18 protein-coding genes are annotated in these 17,111 nt (G+C 70.0%); 12 read left to right on the top strand and 6 right to left on the bottom strand.

What is annotated here, in order from left to right:
- The first annotated feature begins 3 nt into the window (after positions 1 to 3).
- Positions 4 to 528, top strand: a complete 525-nt coding sequence (locus EER27_RS10755) for an O-acetyl-ADP-ribose deacetylase (protein WP_123088089.1) — start codon at positions 4 to 6, stop codon at positions 526 to 528.
- A gap of 39 nt (positions 529 to 567) precedes the next feature.
- Here EER27_RS10755 and nikE read toward each other — a convergent pair whose 3' ends face one another.
- Positions 568 to 2,145 (bottom strand): nickel ABC transporter ATP-binding protein NikE, encoded by a 1,578-nt coding sequence (gene nikE, locus EER27_RS10750; RefSeq protein WP_123088088.1) that lies wholly within the window; start codon positions 2,143 to 2,145, stop codon positions 568 to 570.
- 97 nt (positions 2,146 to 2,242) lie between these two features.
- Positions 2,243 to 3,079, bottom strand: a complete 837-nt coding sequence (locus EER27_RS10745; RefSeq protein ID WP_123088087.1) for an ABC transporter permease — start codon at positions 3,077 to 3,079, stop codon at positions 2,243 to 2,245.
- 250 nt (positions 3,080 to 3,329) lie between these two features.
- Between EER27_RS10745 and EER27_RS10740 the strand changes: the two genes are divergently transcribed.
- From EER27_RS10740 to EER27_RS10705, 8 genes are all read left to right on the top strand, one after another.
- On the top strand, positions 3,330 to 3,851 hold the full coding sequence (locus EER27_RS10740) for an RrF2 family transcriptional regulator (protein WP_123088086.1): 522 nt from the start codon (positions 3,330 to 3,332) through the stop codon (positions 3,849 to 3,851).
- 128 nt (positions 3,852 to 3,979) lie between these two features.
- Complete coding sequence (locus tag EER27_RS10735; RefSeq protein WP_190285744.1) at positions 3,980 to 5,125, top strand: OprO/OprP family phosphate-selective porin; 1,146 nt, start codon at positions 3,980 to 3,982, stop codon at positions 5,123 to 5,125.
- A 79-nt stretch (positions 5,126 to 5,204) separates the two neighbouring features.
- Positions 5,205 to 6,284 (top strand): sulfate ABC transporter substrate-binding protein, encoded by a 1,080-nt coding sequence (locus EER27_RS10730; RefSeq protein ID WP_123088084.1) that lies wholly within the window; start codon positions 5,205 to 5,207, stop codon positions 6,282 to 6,284.
- A 228-nt stretch (positions 6,285 to 6,512) separates the two neighbouring features.
- Entirely contained in the window at positions 6,513 to 7,385 is an 873-nt protein-coding gene (cysT, locus tag EER27_RS10725; RefSeq protein WP_123088083.1) for a sulfate ABC transporter permease subunit CysT, read from the top strand.
- Positions 7,319 to 8,233 (top strand): sulfate ABC transporter permease subunit CysW, encoded by a 915-nt coding sequence (cysW, locus tag EER27_RS10720; RefSeq protein ID WP_123088082.1) that lies wholly within the window; start codon positions 7,319 to 7,321, stop codon positions 8,231 to 8,233. The genes cysT and cysW overlap by 67 nt, the downstream gene beginning before the upstream one ends.
- 187 nt (positions 8,234 to 8,420) lie before the next feature.
- Positions 8,421 to 9,491, top strand: a complete 1,071-nt coding sequence (locus tag EER27_RS10715; RefSeq protein ID WP_123088081.1) for a sulfate/molybdate ABC transporter ATP-binding protein — start codon at positions 8,421 to 8,423, stop codon at positions 9,489 to 9,491.
- Between the two features lie 110 nt (positions 9,492 to 9,601).
- Positions 9,602 to 10,594, top strand: a complete 993-nt coding sequence (gene hemB, locus EER27_RS10710; protein ID WP_123088080.1) for a porphobilinogen synthase — start codon at positions 9,602 to 9,604, stop codon at positions 10,592 to 10,594.
- Entirely contained in the window at positions 10,594 to 11,223 is a 630-nt protein-coding gene (locus tag EER27_RS10705; RefSeq protein ID WP_123088079.1) for a hypothetical protein, read from the top strand. Before hemB ends, EER27_RS10705 begins: the two co-directional genes overlap by 1 nt.
- Positions 11,224 to 11,422: 199 nt before the next feature.
- On the opposite strand, the gene EER27_RS10700 is transcribed toward EER27_RS10705, so the two are convergent.
- Both EER27_RS10700 and EER27_RS10695 read right to left on the bottom strand, forming a co-directional pair.
- A complete protein-coding gene (locus EER27_RS10700; protein WP_123088078.1) occupies positions 11,423 to 11,740 on the bottom strand; it encodes a hypothetical protein in 318 nt (105 codons plus the stop codon).
- Positions 11,741 to 11,960: 220 nt separating this feature from the next.
- The gene (locus EER27_RS10695) at positions 11,961 to 12,875 is read right to left on the bottom strand and encodes a TolB family protein (RefSeq protein ID WP_123088077.1); all 915 of its coding nucleotides are present in this window, start codon (positions 12,873 to 12,875) and stop codon (positions 11,961 to 11,963) included.
- A 52-nt stretch (positions 12,876 to 12,927) separates the two neighbouring features.
- Here EER27_RS10695 and aroE point away from each other — a divergent pair, with 52 nt between their 5' ends.
- The 3 genes from aroE to EER27_RS10680 all read left to right on the top strand — a co-directional run bounded on the left by aroE (position 12,928) and on the right by EER27_RS10680 (position 14,602).
- Positions 12,928 to 13,788, top strand: coding sequence for a shikimate dehydrogenase (gene aroE / locus EER27_RS10690; RefSeq protein WP_123088076.1), 861 nt, complete (start codon positions 12,928 to 12,930; stop codon positions 13,786 to 13,788).
- Positions 13,789 to 13,795: 7 nt separating this feature from the next.
- Positions 13,796 to 14,158 (top strand): DUF952 domain-containing protein, encoded by a 363-nt coding sequence (locus tag EER27_RS10685; RefSeq protein WP_123088075.1) that lies wholly within the window; start codon positions 13,796 to 13,798, stop codon positions 14,156 to 14,158.
- A gap of 132 nt (positions 14,159 to 14,290) precedes the next feature.
- A complete protein-coding gene (locus EER27_RS10680) occupies positions 14,291 to 14,602 on the top strand; it encodes a YkgJ family cysteine cluster protein (protein WP_123088074.1) in 312 nt (103 codons plus the stop codon).
- Between the two features lie 119 nt (positions 14,603 to 14,721).
- Here EER27_RS10680 and EER27_RS10675 read toward each other — a convergent pair whose 3' ends face one another.
- Positions 14,722 to 16,122: a DUF58 domain-containing protein gene (locus EER27_RS10675; protein WP_123088073.1), complete on the bottom strand. Its 1,401-nt coding sequence runs from the start codon at positions 16,120 to 16,122 to the stop codon at positions 14,722 to 14,724.
- On the bottom strand, positions 16,119 to 17,111 hold the full coding sequence (locus EER27_RS10670) for an AAA family ATPase (RefSeq protein ID WP_123088187.1): 993 nt from the start codon (positions 17,109 to 17,111) through the stop codon (positions 16,119 to 16,121). Before EER27_RS10670 ends, EER27_RS10675 begins: the two co-directional genes overlap by 4 nt.

Genomic DNA, 17,111 nt, shown 5'->3' with positions numbered 1-17,111 from the left:
GCGATGACCCGACTGCGCGCAAGACAAGCCGACATCACGACGCTCGCCGTCGACGCGATCGTCAACGCCGCCAACTCGTCGCTGCTCGGCGGCAGCGGCGTCGACGGCGCGATCCACCGCGCGGCCGGACCCGAGCTTGCCAACGAGTGCCGCCGGCTCAGCGGCTGCGAGACCGGCCAGGCCAAGCTCACCGGTGGGCACCTCCTGCCGGCCCGGTACGTGGTGCACACGGTCGGCCCGGTGTGGCGCGGCGGTGCGCACGGCGAACCCGAGCTGTTGGCCGCGTGCTACCGCAACGCACTGCGTGTGGCTGCCGATGCGGGCGTACGCAGCATCGCGTTCCCCGCGATCAGCACCGGTGCCTACGGTTATCCGTTCCTGCCGGCCGCGCGCATCGCGATAGACACGGTGTGCGCCACGCTGCCGCAGGTGCCCGGCATCAACGAGGTGGTGTTCTGCTGCCACAGCGATGCCGATCTGGCGGTGTACCTGCAACTGCTGACTTTCGACACCGACCTGCGCGGCTGACGCACGCGAGAGGTCGAGCCGAGCGGACGAGGGCAACCCTCACGCCGCCGGCGGTCTGGCTGCCAACAGTGCCTTTGTGTGCGCATGCTGCGGCGCGCGCAACACCGCGCCGGTGGCCCCGGTCTCGACGATGCGCCCGTTCTCGAGCACCGCGATGCGCTCGGCCACCGCCGCCGCCGCGGCAAGATCGTGGGTGACGAACAGCAACGCCAGGCCGCGTTCGCGCTTGAGCCGCTGCAGCAAGGCGAGGATGGCGCCGCGGTGGTGTGCGTCCAACGCGGACACCGCCTCGTCGCAGACCAGCAGTTCCGGATCGGTGGCCAATGCACGCGCGATCGCGATGCGCTGACGCTGGCCGCCGGAGAACTCGTGCGGATAGCGATCGAGCACGTCCGCACCGGCCGCGTGATCGCCATCGCCCAAGCCCACCGCCTGCAGCAGTTCGGCGGCCCGGGCACGACGCGCGGCCGCATCGCCGCGTCCGTGGATGCGCAGCGGCTCACCGACGATCTCGGCGATGCGCATGCGCGGATCGAGCGAGGCGTACGGATCCTGGAACACCACGCCGATGCGCGCGCGCAGACGCCGCAGCGCGTGCGTTGGCAGGGTGTTGAGATCCACCACGCCGCCGTCGGCCTCGTGCAGCAGGACGCGCCCGTGCGCCCCGCGCAACAGGCGCAGCAACACCCGGCCCAGGGTGCTCTTGCCGCTGCCGCTCTCGCCGACCAGCGCCAGCCCTTCGCCGCGGCGCAATTCGATGCCCACGTCGGTCAGCGCATCGCGCGGTGCGCGCGGGTAGCGCAGGCGCAGCCCTTCGCCCTGCAGCAGCAAGGGCGCGTCGTTGTTGCCGGGCGGCAACGGTGCCAACCGGTCGGCGGCCAGCAGTTCGCGGGTGTACGCGTGCCGCGGGTTCGCGAACACGGTGGCGGTGTCGCCGGCCTCGACCACCACGCCACGCTGCAGCACCAGCAGGCGCTGCGCGTAGGCCCCGACCAGCGGCAGGTCGTGGCTGATCAGCAACATCGCCAGGCCGTCCTCGCGACGCAGCGCATCGAGCAGGTCGAGGATGTCGCGGGCGATGCGCGCGTCCAGCGCCGACGTCGGCTCGTCGGCGATCAGCACGCGCGGCCGCGTCGCCAGCGCCAGGGCGATCGCGATTCGCTGGCGCTGGCCGCCGGAGAACTGGTGTGGGTAACGATCGAGCGCGGCCTGCGGCTCGGGCAGCTGCACACGCTCGAACAGCGCGCGCGCGTCGCGCAGGGCATCGCCGCGCGACAGTCCGCGCAACACGCGCAGGGTTTCGGTCAGCTGCGAACCGACGGTGCGCAGCGGGTGCAATGTCGCCAGCGGGTCCTGCGGCACCCAGCCCAGCACCTTGCCGCGCAATGCGGCGTGCCCGGGCGAATCCAGCGCGATGGCGCGGCCATCGCAGGCCAGTGATCCGGCGGCGCGCAGCCCCGCCGGCAGCAGCCCCAGCAGCGACAGCGCCGTCAGGCTCTTGCCGCTGCCGCTCTCGCCCACCAGTCCCACGCATTCGCCTGCGCGCAGCTCCAGCTGCAACGGGCCGAGCAGACGGCGTTCGCGGTGTTCGATGCACAGGTCGCGCAGCACGATCATGGCGGCGCGCTCCGACCGGCTGCACACGCCTGGCCACCTGCAACCGCTGCTGCGGGACTGCCGCCGCCGGCAAGGCGACGTGCGCACGTGGAAGACCTCATGCCGCGGCCGCCTCGCGCGCGCCGTGCACGTCGAGCCAGTCGCGCAGGCCGTCACCGAGAAACTGGAACACGGCCAACGTCGCCACCAGAAGTCCGGCCGGGAACAGCAGCGTCCACGGCGCCGAATCCAGTTCCTGCACGCCCTCGCTGAGCAGGGTGCCCCAGCTGGCCGAGGGCTCGTCGACACTGAGTCCGAGGAAGCCCAGGAAGCTCTCCACCAGGATCGCCTGCGGCAGGATCAGGCCCAGATAGACCAACGCCAGCGGCAGCAGGTTGGGCAGCACGTGCCAGCGCAGGCGCTGGCCGAAGCCGGCCCCGGCGGCCTGCGCGGCAAGCACGAAAGGCGCCTCGCGAAGGCGCGCGGCTTCGGCACGCATCACCCGCGCCAGGTCGATCCAGACGTAGCCGCCGATCGCCGCCAGCAACAACGCCAGCGAACGCTCGAACAACGTCAACAGCAGGATCACCACCAGCAGGAACGGCAAGGCACTGAACACGTCGAGCACCCGCAGCATCGCGCGCTCGACGCGCCCGCCGGCAAGTCCGGCGATCGCGCCGTAAGCCAGTCCGATCAGCAGCGCGACCACACTCGACAACAGACCGATGGTGAGCGACAGCCTGCCGCCGGCCAGGGTGCGTGCGAACACGTCGCGACCGATCGCATCGGTGCCGAACCAGTGACCGGCCGTTCCGGGCGCAACCGACAGCGCCGTCCAGTCGGGCGCATGCGGATCGAAACGGGTCAGCCACGGCCCGAACCAGCACAGCACGGCGAGCGCGCATAGGCCGACGAAGCAGGCGCGGACGAGTGGTGGCAGGGGGCGAGATCGCATCGGCGCATCTTAAGCGAGGCCGATCCGCAAACCGCCGCGCGCCACGTCGTCGCAAGGCAGCAATGCCGCGATCTGGCAGCGGATCACGACGGTCGCACTGCAGCCGGTCATCACGACATGCCAACCGGCAATGAGCCGCACCGGAACCAGCGAAACCGTTGCCACGCAAGGCGATCACCGAGTTGGCGCATGACCACATGGCGCAGCGGCGATTGACGCTGAAAATCCATCCCTATAGAAAAACTAGGAAATGCTGACCAACAAAGCCAAGTACGGATTACGTGCGATGTGCGCCCTCACCGGCAGCGCCGAGGACTGGCTGCAGGCGCATGCGATCGCCGCGCGCGCGAACGTGCCGCCGAAGTTTCTCGAAGCCATCCTGGTGGACCTGCGCAAGGCCGCCCTGGTGCGCAGCCGCCGCGGCCAGACCGGTGGCCATGCACTGGCACGCGCGGCGGACGCGATCATGGTCGGCGACGTGATCCGCGCCATCGACGGTCCGCTGGCGCCGGTGCGCTGCGCGAGCATCACCGCTTACCGGCCGTGCCACGACTGCGCCGATCCGTCGCGGTGCGCGGTGCGCGCGCTCATGCGCGAGACCCGCCAGGCGCTGTCGGGCGTGCTGGACCACTGCAGCCTGGCCACGCTGGCGCAACGTGCCGGCCAGGAAACGTGGATGCAATCGGCGATCGGCGATGTGCCCGTAGGGCGCATTAGCCGAAGGCGTAATGCGCCGGACGCGACGCGCGACGCAGAACCCATCTCTACGTAATCGAATCCCGCGCGATGCCCTTCGGTTATTGCGCCCAGCAAGGCGCACGTCGACGTGCGCGGCGTTGCCACAACCACGCCCTGCCCATTGCCTGGCCGCACGCAACCAACCGTTACAGAGGATTCGTCATGCCCACGCTGTCCATCGTCCTGCGCGCGCTGCCATGGCTTGCGCTGGCCCCGACCGCCGCGGCGGTCACGCCCACCTTCGGCGGCTATATCCACTACGACCAGGTCCGATTTCTCGACGACAACGCGCATCCGGCCGATCGCGTGTCGTACTGGCGCCGCGTCGACCCGATCATCCAGCTCAAGGGCGAACGCTGGAACCTGCGCCTGATGCCCGAGCTGACGCGCGACGAGAACAAGCTGCTCGATGCCTACGTCGCGTTCGAGATCGACCAGGACTGGACGTTGACCGTCGGCCGTACCAAGCCGCCGATCAGCCTGGATCGGCTGAAGTCGTCGAACGCGATCACCTTCGTCGAGTCCAGCCTGGTCGGCGAACTGGCACCCAACCGAGACAACGGCCTCATGCTCGGTTGGAAGCCCGGCAAGCATTGGCAGGTGCAGGCCGGCGTCTTCGACGGTGCGCCCGACGGCGAGATCGCGCACAGCCCCGACGCCGGTGCCGAGCTGGTCGGCCACGTGCAGTTCAAGCAGCCGCTGCTGGGCGGTCGGTGGCGCGTCGGCGTGACCGGCAGCCGCGGCGATCGCAAGGGCAGCCTCGAAGACCCGCGCCTGGGCCGCTACCGCACACCCGGTCGCGAGACGATCTTCCGCTACCGCGGCGACGCCATCGCCGACGGTCGATTCACCCGCGTCGGCGCGTACAGCGACTGGTACCGCGGCCCGGCGCACCTGCAGATCGAAACGCTGCAGTCGCGCCACGCACTTCGTCGCGGGGGCACCAGCGCCTCGCTCGACCACCGCGCGTGGGAGTTGCAGGGCGGCTGGGTGCTGACCGGCGAGGACGCCAGCTTCGATGCCATCGCCCCCGCGCGTCCGCTGTTGGGCGGCAACGGCGGCTTTGGCGCGGTGCAGGTGGCCGCGCGCATCGGCCGGCTGGATGCCGACGTCGACGCGTTCCCGTTCTACGCCAACCCCGGCACGGCATGGCGCCGCACGCGCAGCCGCGGCGTCACCGTCAACTGGTGGCCGAACCGGCACCTGCGCCTGGGCATCGATTACGAACGCACCCGGCTCGACGCCGCGCCCGGCGGCACCGACCGCCGCGAAGACGTGCTGCTGACCCGCATCGGCCTGGTGTACTGAGCTGCTCGACACGGTGCTCACCCGGATTTTCGATCCGCTCTCCTACAAGAGCCCACAAGGCCATCACGAGGACCCCACGATGCCCATCGCCTCCCGTTCTGCCAGCACCGCCTCCCCCACCCCGCGCAACGGCACGACGACCCGCCTGCGCACCCTTCGCACCGCATTGATTGCCGCGACCGCGCTGCTCGCGCTGTCTGCCGCCGTTTCCGGAAACGCCGTCGCGGCCGAACTGCTGAACGTGTCCTACGACCCCACGCGCGAGCTGTACCAGGACGTCAACCAGGCGTTTGCCGCGCAATGGAAACAGCAGACCGGCGAGAACCTCACCATCCGCGCCTCGCACGGTGGCTCGGGCAAGCAGGCCCGTTCGGTGATCGACGGCCTGGAGGCCGACGTCGTCACGCTGGCGCTGGCTGCCGACATCGACGCACTGGCCGAGAAGGCCCAGCTGCTGCCGGCCAACTGGCAATCGCGCCTGCCGCACAACAGCGCGCCGTACACCTCGACCGTCGTGTTCCTGGTGCGCCGGGGCAACCCCAAGCAGATCCGCGACTGGGGCGATCTCGCGCGGCCCGGCATCGGCGTGATCACGCCCAATCCCAAGACGTCCGGCGGCGCGCGCTGGAACTACCTGGCCGCGTGGACCTGGGCGTCGTGGAAGTACCGCCGGGCCGACCAGGTGCTGGCCTACATGGGCAAGTTGTTCGGCAACGTGCCAGTGCTCGACACCGGCGCGCGCGGGTCCACCACCACCTTCGTCGAGCGCGGCATCGGCGACGTGCTGGTGGCCTGGGAAAACGAGGCGCTGCTGACCCTGGCCGAACCGGGCAGCCGCGGCAAGTTCGAGATCGTCGTACCCAGCATGAGCATCCGCGCCGAGCCGCCGGTGGCGCTGGTGGACCGCAACGTCGACAAGCACCGCACCCGCAAGCAGGCCCAGGCCTACCTGCAATTCCTGTACTCCCCGGCCGGGCAGCGCCTGGCTGCGCGCCACCACTACCGCCCGGCCAACCCGGCCGGCGTCCCGGCGGCCGAGCTCGCGCGCTTCCCACGCGTGCCCCAGGTCACCATCGACAACGCCTTTGGCGGTTGGCGCAAAGCGCAGGCGCAGCACTTCGCCGACGGCGGTCTGTTCGACCGGATCTACCGGCGCTGAGCCGGCCCGGGGCTTGCGGTGACGGCGCCGCAGGGCCGGCCGGCGCGCTGGTTATGGCGTCATGCCGTTGCATCACTGGCGTGGCGAGTCGATAGCGGGTTCAGTGCCGGGTCTGTCCGGCACGGTGCGTGATCGTCACGCCAGCCAACACCGGGTTCCTTACAACGGCGAGGCAGACCACTCCATGCGAAAGCGCGTCCAGCAATACTCCCGGCCCCGAACCGCCCGATGACCGCCAGCGCCACTGCCATCACATCGCCGTCCGCACCGCCACGCGGTCGCCGCCCGCTGCCGGGTTTCAGCCTCAGCCTCGGCCTGGGCATGGCCTGGCTGGGCGTGGTGGTGCTGCTGCCGCTGGCTGCGCTGGCGTTCAAGGCGGCCGGACTGGGCGCCGAGGGCTGGCTGCGTGCGATCCAGGACGAACGCGTGCAGGCCTCGCTCAAGCTCAGCTTCGGCGCTGCGCTGGTGGCCGCGGTGCTGGCGCTGCTGGCGGGCGCGGTGGTTGCCTGGGTGCTGGTGCGCTATCGCTTCCCCGGCCGGCGCCTGCTCGATGCGCTGGTCGATCTGCCGTTCGCCCTGCCCACCGCCGTGGCCGGCATCGCGTTGACCGCGATCTACTCGCAGAACGGCTGGGTCGGCCGCTACCTCGAGCCGGCCGGCATCAAGATCGCCTACGCGCCAGCCGGCATCGTGATCGCGCTGGTCTTCATCGGCCTGCCCTTCGCGGTGCGCACGGTGCAGCCGGTGCTGGAAGCGCTGGGCCGCGAGCAGGAGGAGGCCGCCGCTTCGCTGGGTGCCTCCCGGTTGACCACGCTGCGCCGGGTGATCCTGCCCGAACTGCTGCCGGCGCTGCTGACCGGCTTCTCGCTGGCGTTCGCGCGTGGCCTGGGCGAGTACGGCTCGGTGATCTTCATCGCCGGCAACCTGCCCTACAAGACCGAGATCGCGCCGCTGCTGATCACCATCCGCCTGGAGGAGTACGACTACAACGGCGCGATCGCGATCGCCGCGCTGCTGCTGGCAGCCTCGTTCGTGTGCCTGCTGGTGATCAACGCGATCCCGCAGCTGTTCCGCCACGAGCGGCGCGGAGGCAACCGGTGAGTGACGAGGCCGACCTGCTGCGCGAACCGCGCTGGCTGCGCTGGAGCCTGATCGTGCTGGCCGTGGCGATCATGGCGCTGCTGGTGGTGCTGCCGCTGCTGATGGTGCTGGGCGCGGCGTTCGGCGAAGGATTCGCCCGCTGGCTCGACGCGCTGCGCCATCCCGATGCGATTGCAGCGCTCAAGCTGACGCTGCTGACCGCGGCGATCGTGATACCCGTCAACGCCGTGTTCGGCCTGCTGACCGCGTGGGCGGTCACGCGTTTCGCGTTTCGCGGCAAGCGCGTGCTGCTGGCCCTGATCGACCTGCCGTTCGCCGTGTCGCCGGTGGTGGCGGGCCTGTGCCTGGTGCTGCTGTTTGGCTCGCAAGGCTGGTTTGCGTCGCTGCTGCAGCAGTTCGACATCAAGATCCTGTTCGCACGACCCGGCATCGTGCTGGCCACGCTGTTCATCACCTTCCCGTTCGTGGTGCGCGAGCTGATCCCGCTGATGCAACAGCAGGGCGCGGACGAGGAGCTCGCGGCCCGTTCGCTTGGCGCCAGTGGCTGGACGATGTTCCGCCGCGTGACATTGCCCAACATCAAGTGGGGCCTGCTGTACGGGGTGCTGCTGTGCGGCGCGCGCGCGATGGGCGAGTTCGGCGCGGTGTCGGTGGTCTCGGGCCACATCCGCGGCCTCACCAACACCCTGCCGCTGCACATCGAGATTCTCTACAACGAGTTCGACGGCACCGCCGCGTTTGCGGTGGCCTCGCTGCTCGCCGGCCTGGCGCTGGTGACCCTGGTCCTGAAGTTCTGGCTGGAGGCGCGTCACGGCGACGCCCTCGCACAATCGCATCGGCGGCACTGAAATGACGACAGCACGCAACGAAGCAACGCAACGCGGGCCACTGGCTCCGGCGCCCACGGCACTATCGCCCCGCCTGGCCGACGTCGTCGCGCTGTCACCGCGTGAAGCCCGTCATGACGCGGCTCCCGCACACTCGCCCACGGGGCGCACGGACACCGTCCCGACCCTCCGGACGAGACCGCACGGCATGAACCTCGCCATCCAGGGCATCAGCAAGCGGTATGCCGACGTTGCCGCGCTGGACGCGGTCGACCTGGACATTGCCTCGGGCGAGCTGGTTGCGCTGCTGGGCCCGTCGGGCTCGGGCAAGACCACGCTGCTGCGGGTGGTAGCCGGCCTGCTGCACCCGGATTCGGGTCGGCTGCTGTTCGGCGACACCGATGCCACGCGACTCAGCCTGCGCGAGCGCAACGTCGGTTTCGTGTTCCAGCACTACGCGCTGTTCAAGCACATGACCGTGGCCGAGAACATCGCCTTCGGCCTGCGCAGCCGACCGCGTGCGCGGCGCCCGGACAAGGCCACGATCGCGCGCCGCGTGGAGGAACTGCTCGGCCTGATCCAGTTGCCCGAACTGGGCGGCCGCTACCCCGAGCAGCTGTCGGGTGGGCAGAAGCAGCGCGTCGCGCTTGCGCGTGCGCTGGCGATCGACCCCAGCGTGCTGCTGCTCGACGAGCCGTTCGGCGCACTCGACGCCAAGGTGCGCGTCGAACTGCGTCGCTGGCTGCGCCAGTTGCACGAGCAGACCGGGCAGACCACGGTGTTCGTGACCCACGATCAGGAAGAGGCGCTGGAACTGGCCGATCGGGTGGTGGTGCTGAAGGACGGACGCATCGAACAGGTCGGCACGCCCCACGAGATCTACCGCGCCCCGGCCTCGGCCTACGTGTTCGATTTCATCGGCCGGGCAAACGCGCTGGACGGCCACATCGACGGTGATCGTTTCGTGCTCGATGGCCACCGCCTGCCCGTGGCCGCCACCCACGGCGATGCCGTCGCCACCGGCCCCGCGCGCCTGTTCGTGCGCCCGCACGACCTGGCGCTGGTGGCCGATGGCAGCGCCAACGACTCCGACGCCTGCCTGCCTGCGTGGGTGGTGGCGATCCACCGTCGCGCCGACCGCATCACCCTGGACCTGCAGGTCCACGAGCAGGCGCGCATGCTGGAACTGGATCTGATCGCGGCGCCCGATGCGCACGTGCCGGCGCTCGGCGCCGCGGTGACGGTGCAGCTGCTGCGGTACCGGGTCTATCCGGACTGACGAGGCAGCCAGGGCCTGGCACCGCCAGAATTTTCGATCGATGCTCCGACATGGAATTCGGACAGGATGGGTGACGGTACCGGCTGCCGACGGGCGTAGAATCGGCCGCCATGAGCTATCCCTTCTCACGCCCGCGGCGGATGCGCCGTGACGAATTCTCGCGACGCCTCATGCGCGAGACGGTCCTCACCAGCAACGACCTGATCTATCCGGTGTTCGTGCACGAACCGGCAGGTCGCGAGGCGGTCGCCTCGATGCCTGGCATCGAGCGCCTGTCGATCGATGAGCTGATGCGCGTCGCCGAACAGGCCAGCGAACTGCGCGTTCCGGCGCTGGCGCTGTTCCCGGTGACCGCACCGGAAGCCAAATCGCTCGACGCTGCGGCGGCCTGGGACGAAGACGGCCTCTGCCAGCGCGCGGTGCGCGCGCTCAAGCAGCGCTTCCCGGAACTGGGCGTCATCACCGACGTCGCCCTGGACCCCTACACCACGCACGGCCAGGACGGCCTGATCGACGCCTCCGGCTACGTCATGAACGACGAGACCGTCGAGGCACTGGTCAAGCAGGCGATGTCGCACGCCGCTGCCGGCGCCGACGTCGTCGCGCCCAGCGACATGATGGACGGGCGCATCGGCGAGATCCGCAGCGCGCTCGAACTCGAAGGCCACGTCCACACGCGCATCCTGGCCTACAGCGCCAAGTACGCCAGTGCGTTCTACGGGCCGTTCCGCGATGCCGTCGGCAGCGCCGGCGCGCTGGGCAAGGGCAACAAGTACACGTACCAGATGGACCCGGCCAACTCCGACGAAGCGATGCGCGAGATCGCGCTCGACCTGGAGGAAGGCGCCGACATGATCATGGTCAAGCCGGGCCTGCCGTACCTGGACATCGTGCGTCGCGCCAAGGACGAGTTCGGTGCGCCGACCTTCGTCTACCAGGTCAGCGGCGAGTACGCGATGCTCAAGGCCGCCGCGCTCAACGGCTGGATCGACGAACGCGGTTGCGCGCTGGAGGCGCTGACCTCGATCAAGCGCGCGGGCGCCGACGGCGTGCTGACCTACTTCGCACTGGATGCGGCGCGCTGGTTGAAGGACGCACACTGATGCGATTGCTGCAGATCCATGAGTATCTGGATCTGTTCCCGCCCGATGGTGCCAGCACGGCCGGGATTTCCCCGGCCGTTGTGCAGACCTGCTTGCGGGCGGTGGAAACCGTTTGGGCCAGGACCGGTCTGGGATGCTGGGACCACGTGGATCGTGGGGTCTACTACACCTCCGCGACCGCAGACGGCAGGTATCTGCTGGCGCACATCGACGCGGATCATTCGAACTGCTTCGTGATCGTGGCCTACAACCTGCGGTCGCAGTTGCCCGAGAGCTACATCGTCTTCGACATCGGCGCCGAGTACGCGGATCCCGTCCTGGTTTGTCCTGGCGCCGACTACGAGGGGCCGGCCACGGATGAACTGATCGAAACCTGGGTCCCCCGCTTGGCCAGCCATTCTGAAGAGCCGATCATCGTGCTCGATCGCGGCCATGGCACCTACCTGCTGGCAGAACAGAAGCCCGACGGCAGCTACATCATCGAGCACCAGCTCGTTACCTCGAAAAACCGCTACGTGGCGCTGGCCCCGGTCACCGCCGAGGCCGTGATCGAAGCCTTCAAGTCCTATGCGTTCAAGGTGAAGGAATGGACGCGGGCATTCCGCTGGGTTCGGGTCGAAGTGCCCTGACACGCCCGGAATTGATTCGACCTCTAACGTTGCGCACGCGGGCTCCCGCACTCCAAACAGACGCATCCTGGCCTGCCCGTCGACGCCGGCGTTTTCATCCGGTGGATGTCCAGCTTGCCCGCGCGCGTCGACGTTGCGCATTCCGGCGCTGGCGCCCGACAAGCGCCGCGGGGCTGCAGCAGCCCCGCGGCGATTTGCCTCAGTACGGAACGAACGTGCAGTAGTCCACCACGGTAACGCCGCGTTGCGAGGCGTAACCGTCGAGCTGCACTTCGCACGAGTCCTGCGTGGTAGCGGAAATGTGCGCGTAGGTGTACGTGTAGTGCACCGAGCCCGTTGGCCCCTGCACATCGTGCGGCTGGGCCCAACGCACGGTGGCTTCCCACGTGCCGAAGGTCGCCGGCGACGGCGTCACTGGCGAGAGGCCGCCCGGCGGGGCCGCGCCCAGCGGCAGTGCCGCGGCGCACAGCAGCAACGGAAGGAGGGTGCGGGCGCTACGGCGCATCTTGGTGCTCATGACAAAGTCCTTTTTGTGGTGGCCACGCAGCGTGGCCGGCGCAGGATAGGCACGCCCCAAAGTGCGACGCCACGCACATTTTCACGATCCGGCAGTGGAGCCGATGGGCGGCGATGCGCCTGGGACCGGCGGCCATCCCGCGACGCCTGGCACCGTCTGATGACGTCATGCGATGCGGCGACTGCAGCATGCGCACTCTTCGCCGCCGCCCCGGCATCGGTCAGACGCAGCCGGTTTTGCCTGTCGCCGCCGGCGCCTTCATCCGGTAGATGTCCAGCTTGCCCGCGCGCGGCGACGTGGCCGCGCCGCTGACCAGCAATTCGCCCGGTTTGCTCCAGTCGATACCCGGACCGAGCGTCCACGCACCGACGCCATTGAACGACAACGCCAGCGCGCCGGCTTCGACATAACGCGTGCCATCGCAGTGCGCGAGCTGCAGCTGGATCGGCGCGGACTGGGCGTCGGCAGAGCGCGCGAACACCAACGTTGCCCCGTCGCCAAGCCAGACCGCATCGAATTCGTCTGCGGCCGTATTGACGCCGGGCACGGGGTGCGGCGCGACGAATGCCTCGCCGTCCCATCGCGCAACCAGCAAGTCGTGGCCACCCAGGCCGCCAAAGCCGTCGCTGGCGAACAGCAGCGTCCGGCCGTCGCGCCCCGGGCTCGGCGCCCACTCGTCACCCGGGCTGTTGACGCCCGCGCCGAGGTTCACCGCATCGCCGAACCCACCGTCGGCGAGCACGGGCGCGCGGTACAGGTCGTCGCCGCCCGCCCCGCCCGGGCGGTTCGAGAAGAAGTACAACCACCGGCCGTCGGCGCTGAATGCCGGATCGAAGTCGTTGCCGGCCGTGTTGAGCGACAGCGGCTGCGGGTCCTGCCATCGGCCTTCGCGCAGGCGCGCCTGCCACAGGTCCCAACCGCCAGTGCCGCCGGTGCGGTCGGTGCTGCCCCAGACGATGCGCTGGCCATCGGGGCTGACGGCGGCGCGGATCTCGCTGTCGCGCGTGGACACCACGCCCATGCCCTCGATGCCGTACTCCGACAGCGCCCAGGCGGCCGGCGCGCCGATCAACACGGCACCGATCACGCAGGCGCGGAGTAGACTCGTTGGCAAGCGGATCGCGATGTCCTTCATCGTTTCATCCTTCGGTGTTTTCGGTCATCCGGCAGTCTAGCGAGGGTCCACCATGTCCAGCCCAAACAGCGTCGCCAGGCGGTTCGCGGTGATCGGCCACCCGGTCGCGCATTCGCTGTCGCCACGCATCCACGCCGCTTTCGCGCAGCAGTTCGGCATCGCTTTGGAATACACCCGCATCGACGCGACGCCCGAACAGTTCGACGCCGCGCTGGCGGCGTTCGCGGCCGAGGGCGGCGTCGGCGCGAACGTCACGCTGCCGCACAAGGCGCGCGCGGCGGCGATCTGCGGCAACCTCACCGAGCGCGCCCAGCGCGCCGGCGCAGCCAACACGCTGATCCGCACCGCGACCGGATGGGACGGCGACAATACCGACGGCATCGGGCTGGTGCGCGACCTTACCGAACGCGAAGGCATGGACCTGCGCGAGCGCCGCACGCTGCTGATCGGCGCCGGCGGTGCGGCGCGCGGCGTGGCGCCGGCGTTGCTGGATGCCGGCGTGGGCGACCTCTACATCGTCAACCGCACGCCCGAGCGTGCCGACGCGCTGGCCGACGCGCTTGGCGAGCCCGGCCGCGTGCACCCGCGCTACCTCGCCGACGTCGATTCGCTGGGCGCGTTCGACCTGATCATCAACGCCAGCGCCGCCAACCGCGGCGACGGCCTGCCGCCACTGCCAGGCTCGCTGATCGCGCCGCGTGGCGATGCCGTCGACCTGAGCTATGGCGAGGTCGCGATTCCGTTCCTGGCATGGGCGCGCGCCTGCGGCGCCGACCGCACGGTCGACGGCCTGGGCATGCTGGTCGAGCAGGCCGCGGAGAGTTTCGAGCGCTGGCACGGTCAGCGCCCCGATACCGACCCGGTGTACGCGCAGCTGCGGCAGCACGACAGCGCGCTGGTCAACGCGGACTGAGCCGCCGATGACCCCGACCTCGACCGAATTGCGCCCGGTGCACGTGTTCCATTTCGCGGTCCCGGCGGCGTGGGAGATCGCGCAACCCATCGGCGAGTACGCACCGCCGCTGCTGGCCGAGGAAGGCTTCCTGCACTGCGCGACGGAAACGCAGATTGCCGGGGTGGTGGCGCGCTACCTGCGCGGCGCGGGTCCGCGCGTGCGGCTGGAGATCGATGCCGCGGCGCTGGGCGACAGCCTGCGCTACGAGTGGAGCGAGGGCAGTGGCGACTACTACCCGCACGTGTACGGCCCCATACCGCTGTCGGCCGTGATCGCCACGGAACCGTTCGAGGCGCCGGCCGACGGCAGTGACGGGTCGAGAGCGTGAGCGGTGTAGCGATGGGCATGGGCCAACGCCGCTTCCGCGGGATCGAGCGCAACGGCGAATCAACACCCGCGCACGTGGCGTTGCCGGGCGTGGCCCGCGCCGGCGTGGCGTGGTCGTGATGACGTGGTCCGCATGATTCCCATCGACGCGCATTTGGTGGCGGCCGTGCCGGTGGTCGGCCTCGCGGCGTTCGCTTGCCGCACCGGTTGCGGCGCGTGCTGCACGGCGCCGTCGATCACCTCGCCGATTCCGGGCATGCCCGACGGCAAGCCGGCCGGCGTGGCCTGCGTGCAGCTGGACGAGTACCTGCGTTGCCGGCTGTTCGGCCACCCCGAACGGCCCGCGTTCTGCGCTTCGCTGCAGCCCTCGGCGGAGATGTGCGGTAGCAATCGCCAGGCGGCGATGGCGGGCTTGCTGGCACTGGAGCTGGCAACCCGGCCCTAGGGCCCGTTGACGCCAAGTGAGCATGCCGCGCCGGGCCTGAGGCCGAGCGAGGCAAGCAAGCGCGAGGGCGTATGTCCATCCGCATCCGCGCGATGTCGCCGCATCGCGTGGCCTCAGCGCTACAGCAGGCCGTCGCGCTTCACCGCGAGGTACTTCTCGACCAGTGCGCCCGCCAGGTGCTCGCAGGCGACGTCGAGCACCATCACGCCGTGGTTGCGCAGTGCCTCGTGGGCGGCGGCGCGTTGCTGCAAGTACTGCGCGGTCGCGCCCGCGCGGATCGCGCCGGGGAGATCGTGCACGTCGTCGGCGAGCGCGGCATCCAGCGATGCTTCGCGCAGGCTGGCCACGCACACCACATGGCGGCGACGCAGCATGCGCACCGCAACCAGCAGGTCGTCCATGTCCTCGTCGCGCAGGTTGGTCACCAGCATCACCAGCGAGCGGCGGTTCTGGCGCAGGCTCAACTCGGTGGCGGCCTGCAGGAAATCGGTGGCCACCGCTTGCGGCTGCAGGGCGTAGCTCGCCCGCAGCAGTTGGTCGATCGCGGCAACGCCACGGCGAGGCGGCACCCAGCAGTGGTCGCCGCCGCTGGCCAGCAGACCGGCCGCATCGCCCTGGCGCAGCGCGAGATAGGCCACCACCAGCGCCGCATCGAGCACGTGGTCGAAATGGGCCAGCTCGCCATCGCGCGCCAGCAGGCGGCGGCCGGTGTCCAGCAAGAGCACCAGTTGCTGGTTGCGCTCGTCCTGGTACTCGCGCGAGATCAGCCGACGCGCGCGCGCCGTGGCCTTCCAGTCGATTTGGCGCAGGCTGTCGCCGACGCGGTAGTCGCGCATCTGGTGGAAGTCGGTGCCCTCGCCGCGTCGACGCTTGAGGTGCGCGCCGACCAGGCGCGAGGCCTGCTCGGCGCTGAACATCGCAAAGCGTGCCAGCGGCGCGAAGTTCGGGAACACCCGCACCGGTTGCGCCTGCCCGCCGCCACGCAGCTGGCTCCACAGACGCCACGGCGAATGCAGGTGCAGGTGCGTGCCGGCAAAGGCGAAGTCGCCGCGTTCGTTGGCCCGCAACTGGTAGCCCACGCTGCTGAGCTTGCCCGGTTGCAGGCGAAGACGCCGTGGCAGGCCGTGCATGACCCAGCCACCGGGGTGCAGGTCGAACACGTCGACCGTCACGGGGGTGGCGGCGTCGAGTTCGAGCACGACCTCGCGCTCGACACCCACCGGCCAGGTGTCGTGGAGACGCCGGGTGACGTGCGGCGTGGCGGCAACCAGCAGCCGCGCACCGTCGATCAGCATCAGCAGCAGCAATCCGACGCCCGCACCCTGCCAGGCCCGCGCCGGCAAGACGCCGACGCTCACCACCAGACCGAGCAACCCCCAACCCAGCAACAGCAGGAGCAGCCCCGTGCCCGGGCGCGGCAGCGTGCGCGCCGCGACGCCAGGCGGCGCCTGCACCAACGACGGCGCCGCACCGGGTGCCTGCGCCGTTGCGGCGGGCCCGGGTTGTACGGGTCGGTTCATCGACGCGGGGCTTCGACCTTGGCCAGCAGCGCCTGCAGCACGTCGTCGACCGACTGGCCTTCGATCTGCAGCTCCGGGGCCAGCGCGATGCGATGGCGCAACGCGGGCTTGGCGATCTCGCGGATGTCGTCGGGGGTCACGAAGTCACGGCCCGACAGCACCGCCTGCGCACGCCCCGCTCGCACCAGCGCAAGGCTGCCGCGCGGTCCGGCGCCGAGCGAGATGCCGGCCCATTCGCGCGTTGCCGCGGTGATCCGCACTGCGTAGTCGATCACCGCATCGTCCAGGGTCACCAGCGCGGTGCCTGCCTGCATCGCGACGATCTCGTCCGGACCCACCACGCGGCGCAATTGCGACAGGTCGAAGTCCGATGCGGTTCGGCCCTGGCTGACCGAGGCCACCATGCGCTTTTCGTCGTCGCGGCTGGGGTAGCCGATCAGCACCTTGAGCAGGAAGCGGTCGAGCTGTGCCTCGGGCAGCGGATAGGTGCCCTCCTGTTCGACCGGGTTCTGCGTGGCCATGGCCAGGAACGGCGGCGGCAACTCGAAACTGTGGCCCTCGATGGTGACCTGTCGCTCGGCCATCGCCTCGAGCAGCGCCGACTGGGTCTTGGCCGGTGCGCGGTTGATCTCGTCGGCCAGCAGCAGGTTGGTGAACACCGGGCCGCGGCGGATGTTGAAGCTCTCGGTCTTGGGGTCGTACACCGCGTGGCCGCTGATGTCGCTGGGCATCAGGTCGGGGGTGAACTGCACGCGCGCGTAGCCGCAGTCCAGGGTCTTGGCCAACGCGCGCACCAGCAGCGTCTTGCCCAGGCCCGGCACGCCCTCGATCAGCACGTGGCCGCCGGCGAGCAGCGCGATCAGGATCTGGTCGAGTGCCTCGCCCTGGCCGATGAAGGCCTTCGACACTTCGTCGCGCACGGCGGCGACGCGTTCGGCCAGGGCGGCGCCGGTGATCGGCGCACGTTCGGTGGAAGCGGCGCCAACCAT

The sequence above is a fragment of the Montanilutibacter psychrotolerans genome, assembly GCF_003719825.1.
GTDB classification, from domain to species: Bacteria; Pseudomonadota; Gammaproteobacteria; order Xanthomonadales; family Xanthomonadaceae; genus Montanilutibacter; species Montanilutibacter psychrotolerans.
This window is presented reverse-complemented; position numbering and strand designations above follow the sequence as displayed.

Bases quoted from the DNA above. Each gene is read 5' to 3' on its own strand.
- EER27_RS10755 (WP_123088089.1), top strand. From the start codon at position 4: ATGACCCGACTGCGCGCAAGACAAGCCGACATCACGACGCTCGCCGTC.
- nikE (WP_123088088.1), bottom strand. From the start codon at position 2,145: ATGATCGTGCTGCGCGACCTGTGCATCGAACACCGCGAACGCCGTCTG.
- EER27_RS10745 (WP_123088087.1), bottom strand. From the start codon at position 3,079: ATGCGATCTCGCCCCCTGCCACCACTCGTCCGCGCCTGCTTCGTCGGC.
- EER27_RS10740 (WP_123088086.1), top strand. From the start codon at position 3,330: ATGCTGACCAACAAAGCCAAGTACGGATTACGTGCGATGTGCGCCCTC.
- EER27_RS10735 (WP_190285744.1), top strand. From the start codon at position 3,980: ATGCCCACGCTGTCCATCGTCCTGCGCGCGCTGCCATGGCTTGCGCTG.
- EER27_RS10730 (WP_123088084.1), top strand. From the start codon at position 5,205: ATGCCCATCGCCTCCCGTTCTGCCAGCACCGCCTCCCCCACCCCGCGC.
- cysT (WP_123088083.1), top strand. From the start codon at position 6,513: ATGACCGCCAGCGCCACTGCCATCACATCGCCGTCCGCACCGCCACGC.
- EER27_RS10715 (WP_123088081.1), top strand. From the start codon at position 8,421: ATGAACCTCGCCATCCAGGGCATCAGCAAGCGGTATGCCGACGTTGCC.
- hemB (WP_123088080.1), top strand. From the start codon at position 9,602: ATGAGCTATCCCTTCTCACGCCCGCGGCGGATGCGCCGTGACGAATTC.
- EER27_RS10705 (WP_123088079.1), top strand. From the start codon at position 10,594: ATGCGATTGCTGCAGATCCATGAGTATCTGGATCTGTTCCCGCCCGAT.
- EER27_RS10700 (WP_123088078.1), bottom strand. From the start codon at position 11,740: ATGAGCACCAAGATGCGCCGTAGCGCCCGCACCCTCCTTCCGTTGCTG.
- EER27_RS10695 (WP_123088077.1), bottom strand. From the start codon at position 12,875: ATGAAGGACATCGCGATCCGCTTGCCAACGAGTCTACTCCGCGCCTGC.
- aroE (WP_123088076.1), top strand. From the start codon at position 12,928: ATGTCCAGCCCAAACAGCGTCGCCAGGCGGTTCGCGGTGATCGGCCAC.
- EER27_RS10685 (WP_123088075.1), top strand. From the start codon at position 13,796: ATGACCCCGACCTCGACCGAATTGCGCCCGGTGCACGTGTTCCATTTC.
- EER27_RS10680 (WP_123088074.1), top strand. From the start codon at position 14,291: ATGATTCCCATCGACGCGCATTTGGTGGCGGCCGTGCCGGTGGTCGGC.
- EER27_RS10675 (WP_123088073.1), bottom strand. From the start codon at position 16,122: ATGAACCGACCCGTACAACCCGGGCCCGCCGCAACGGCGCAGGCACCC.
- EER27_RS10670 (WP_123088187.1), bottom strand. From the start codon at position 17,111: ATGGTTGGCGCCGCTTCCACCGAACGTGCGCCGATCACCGGCGCCGCC.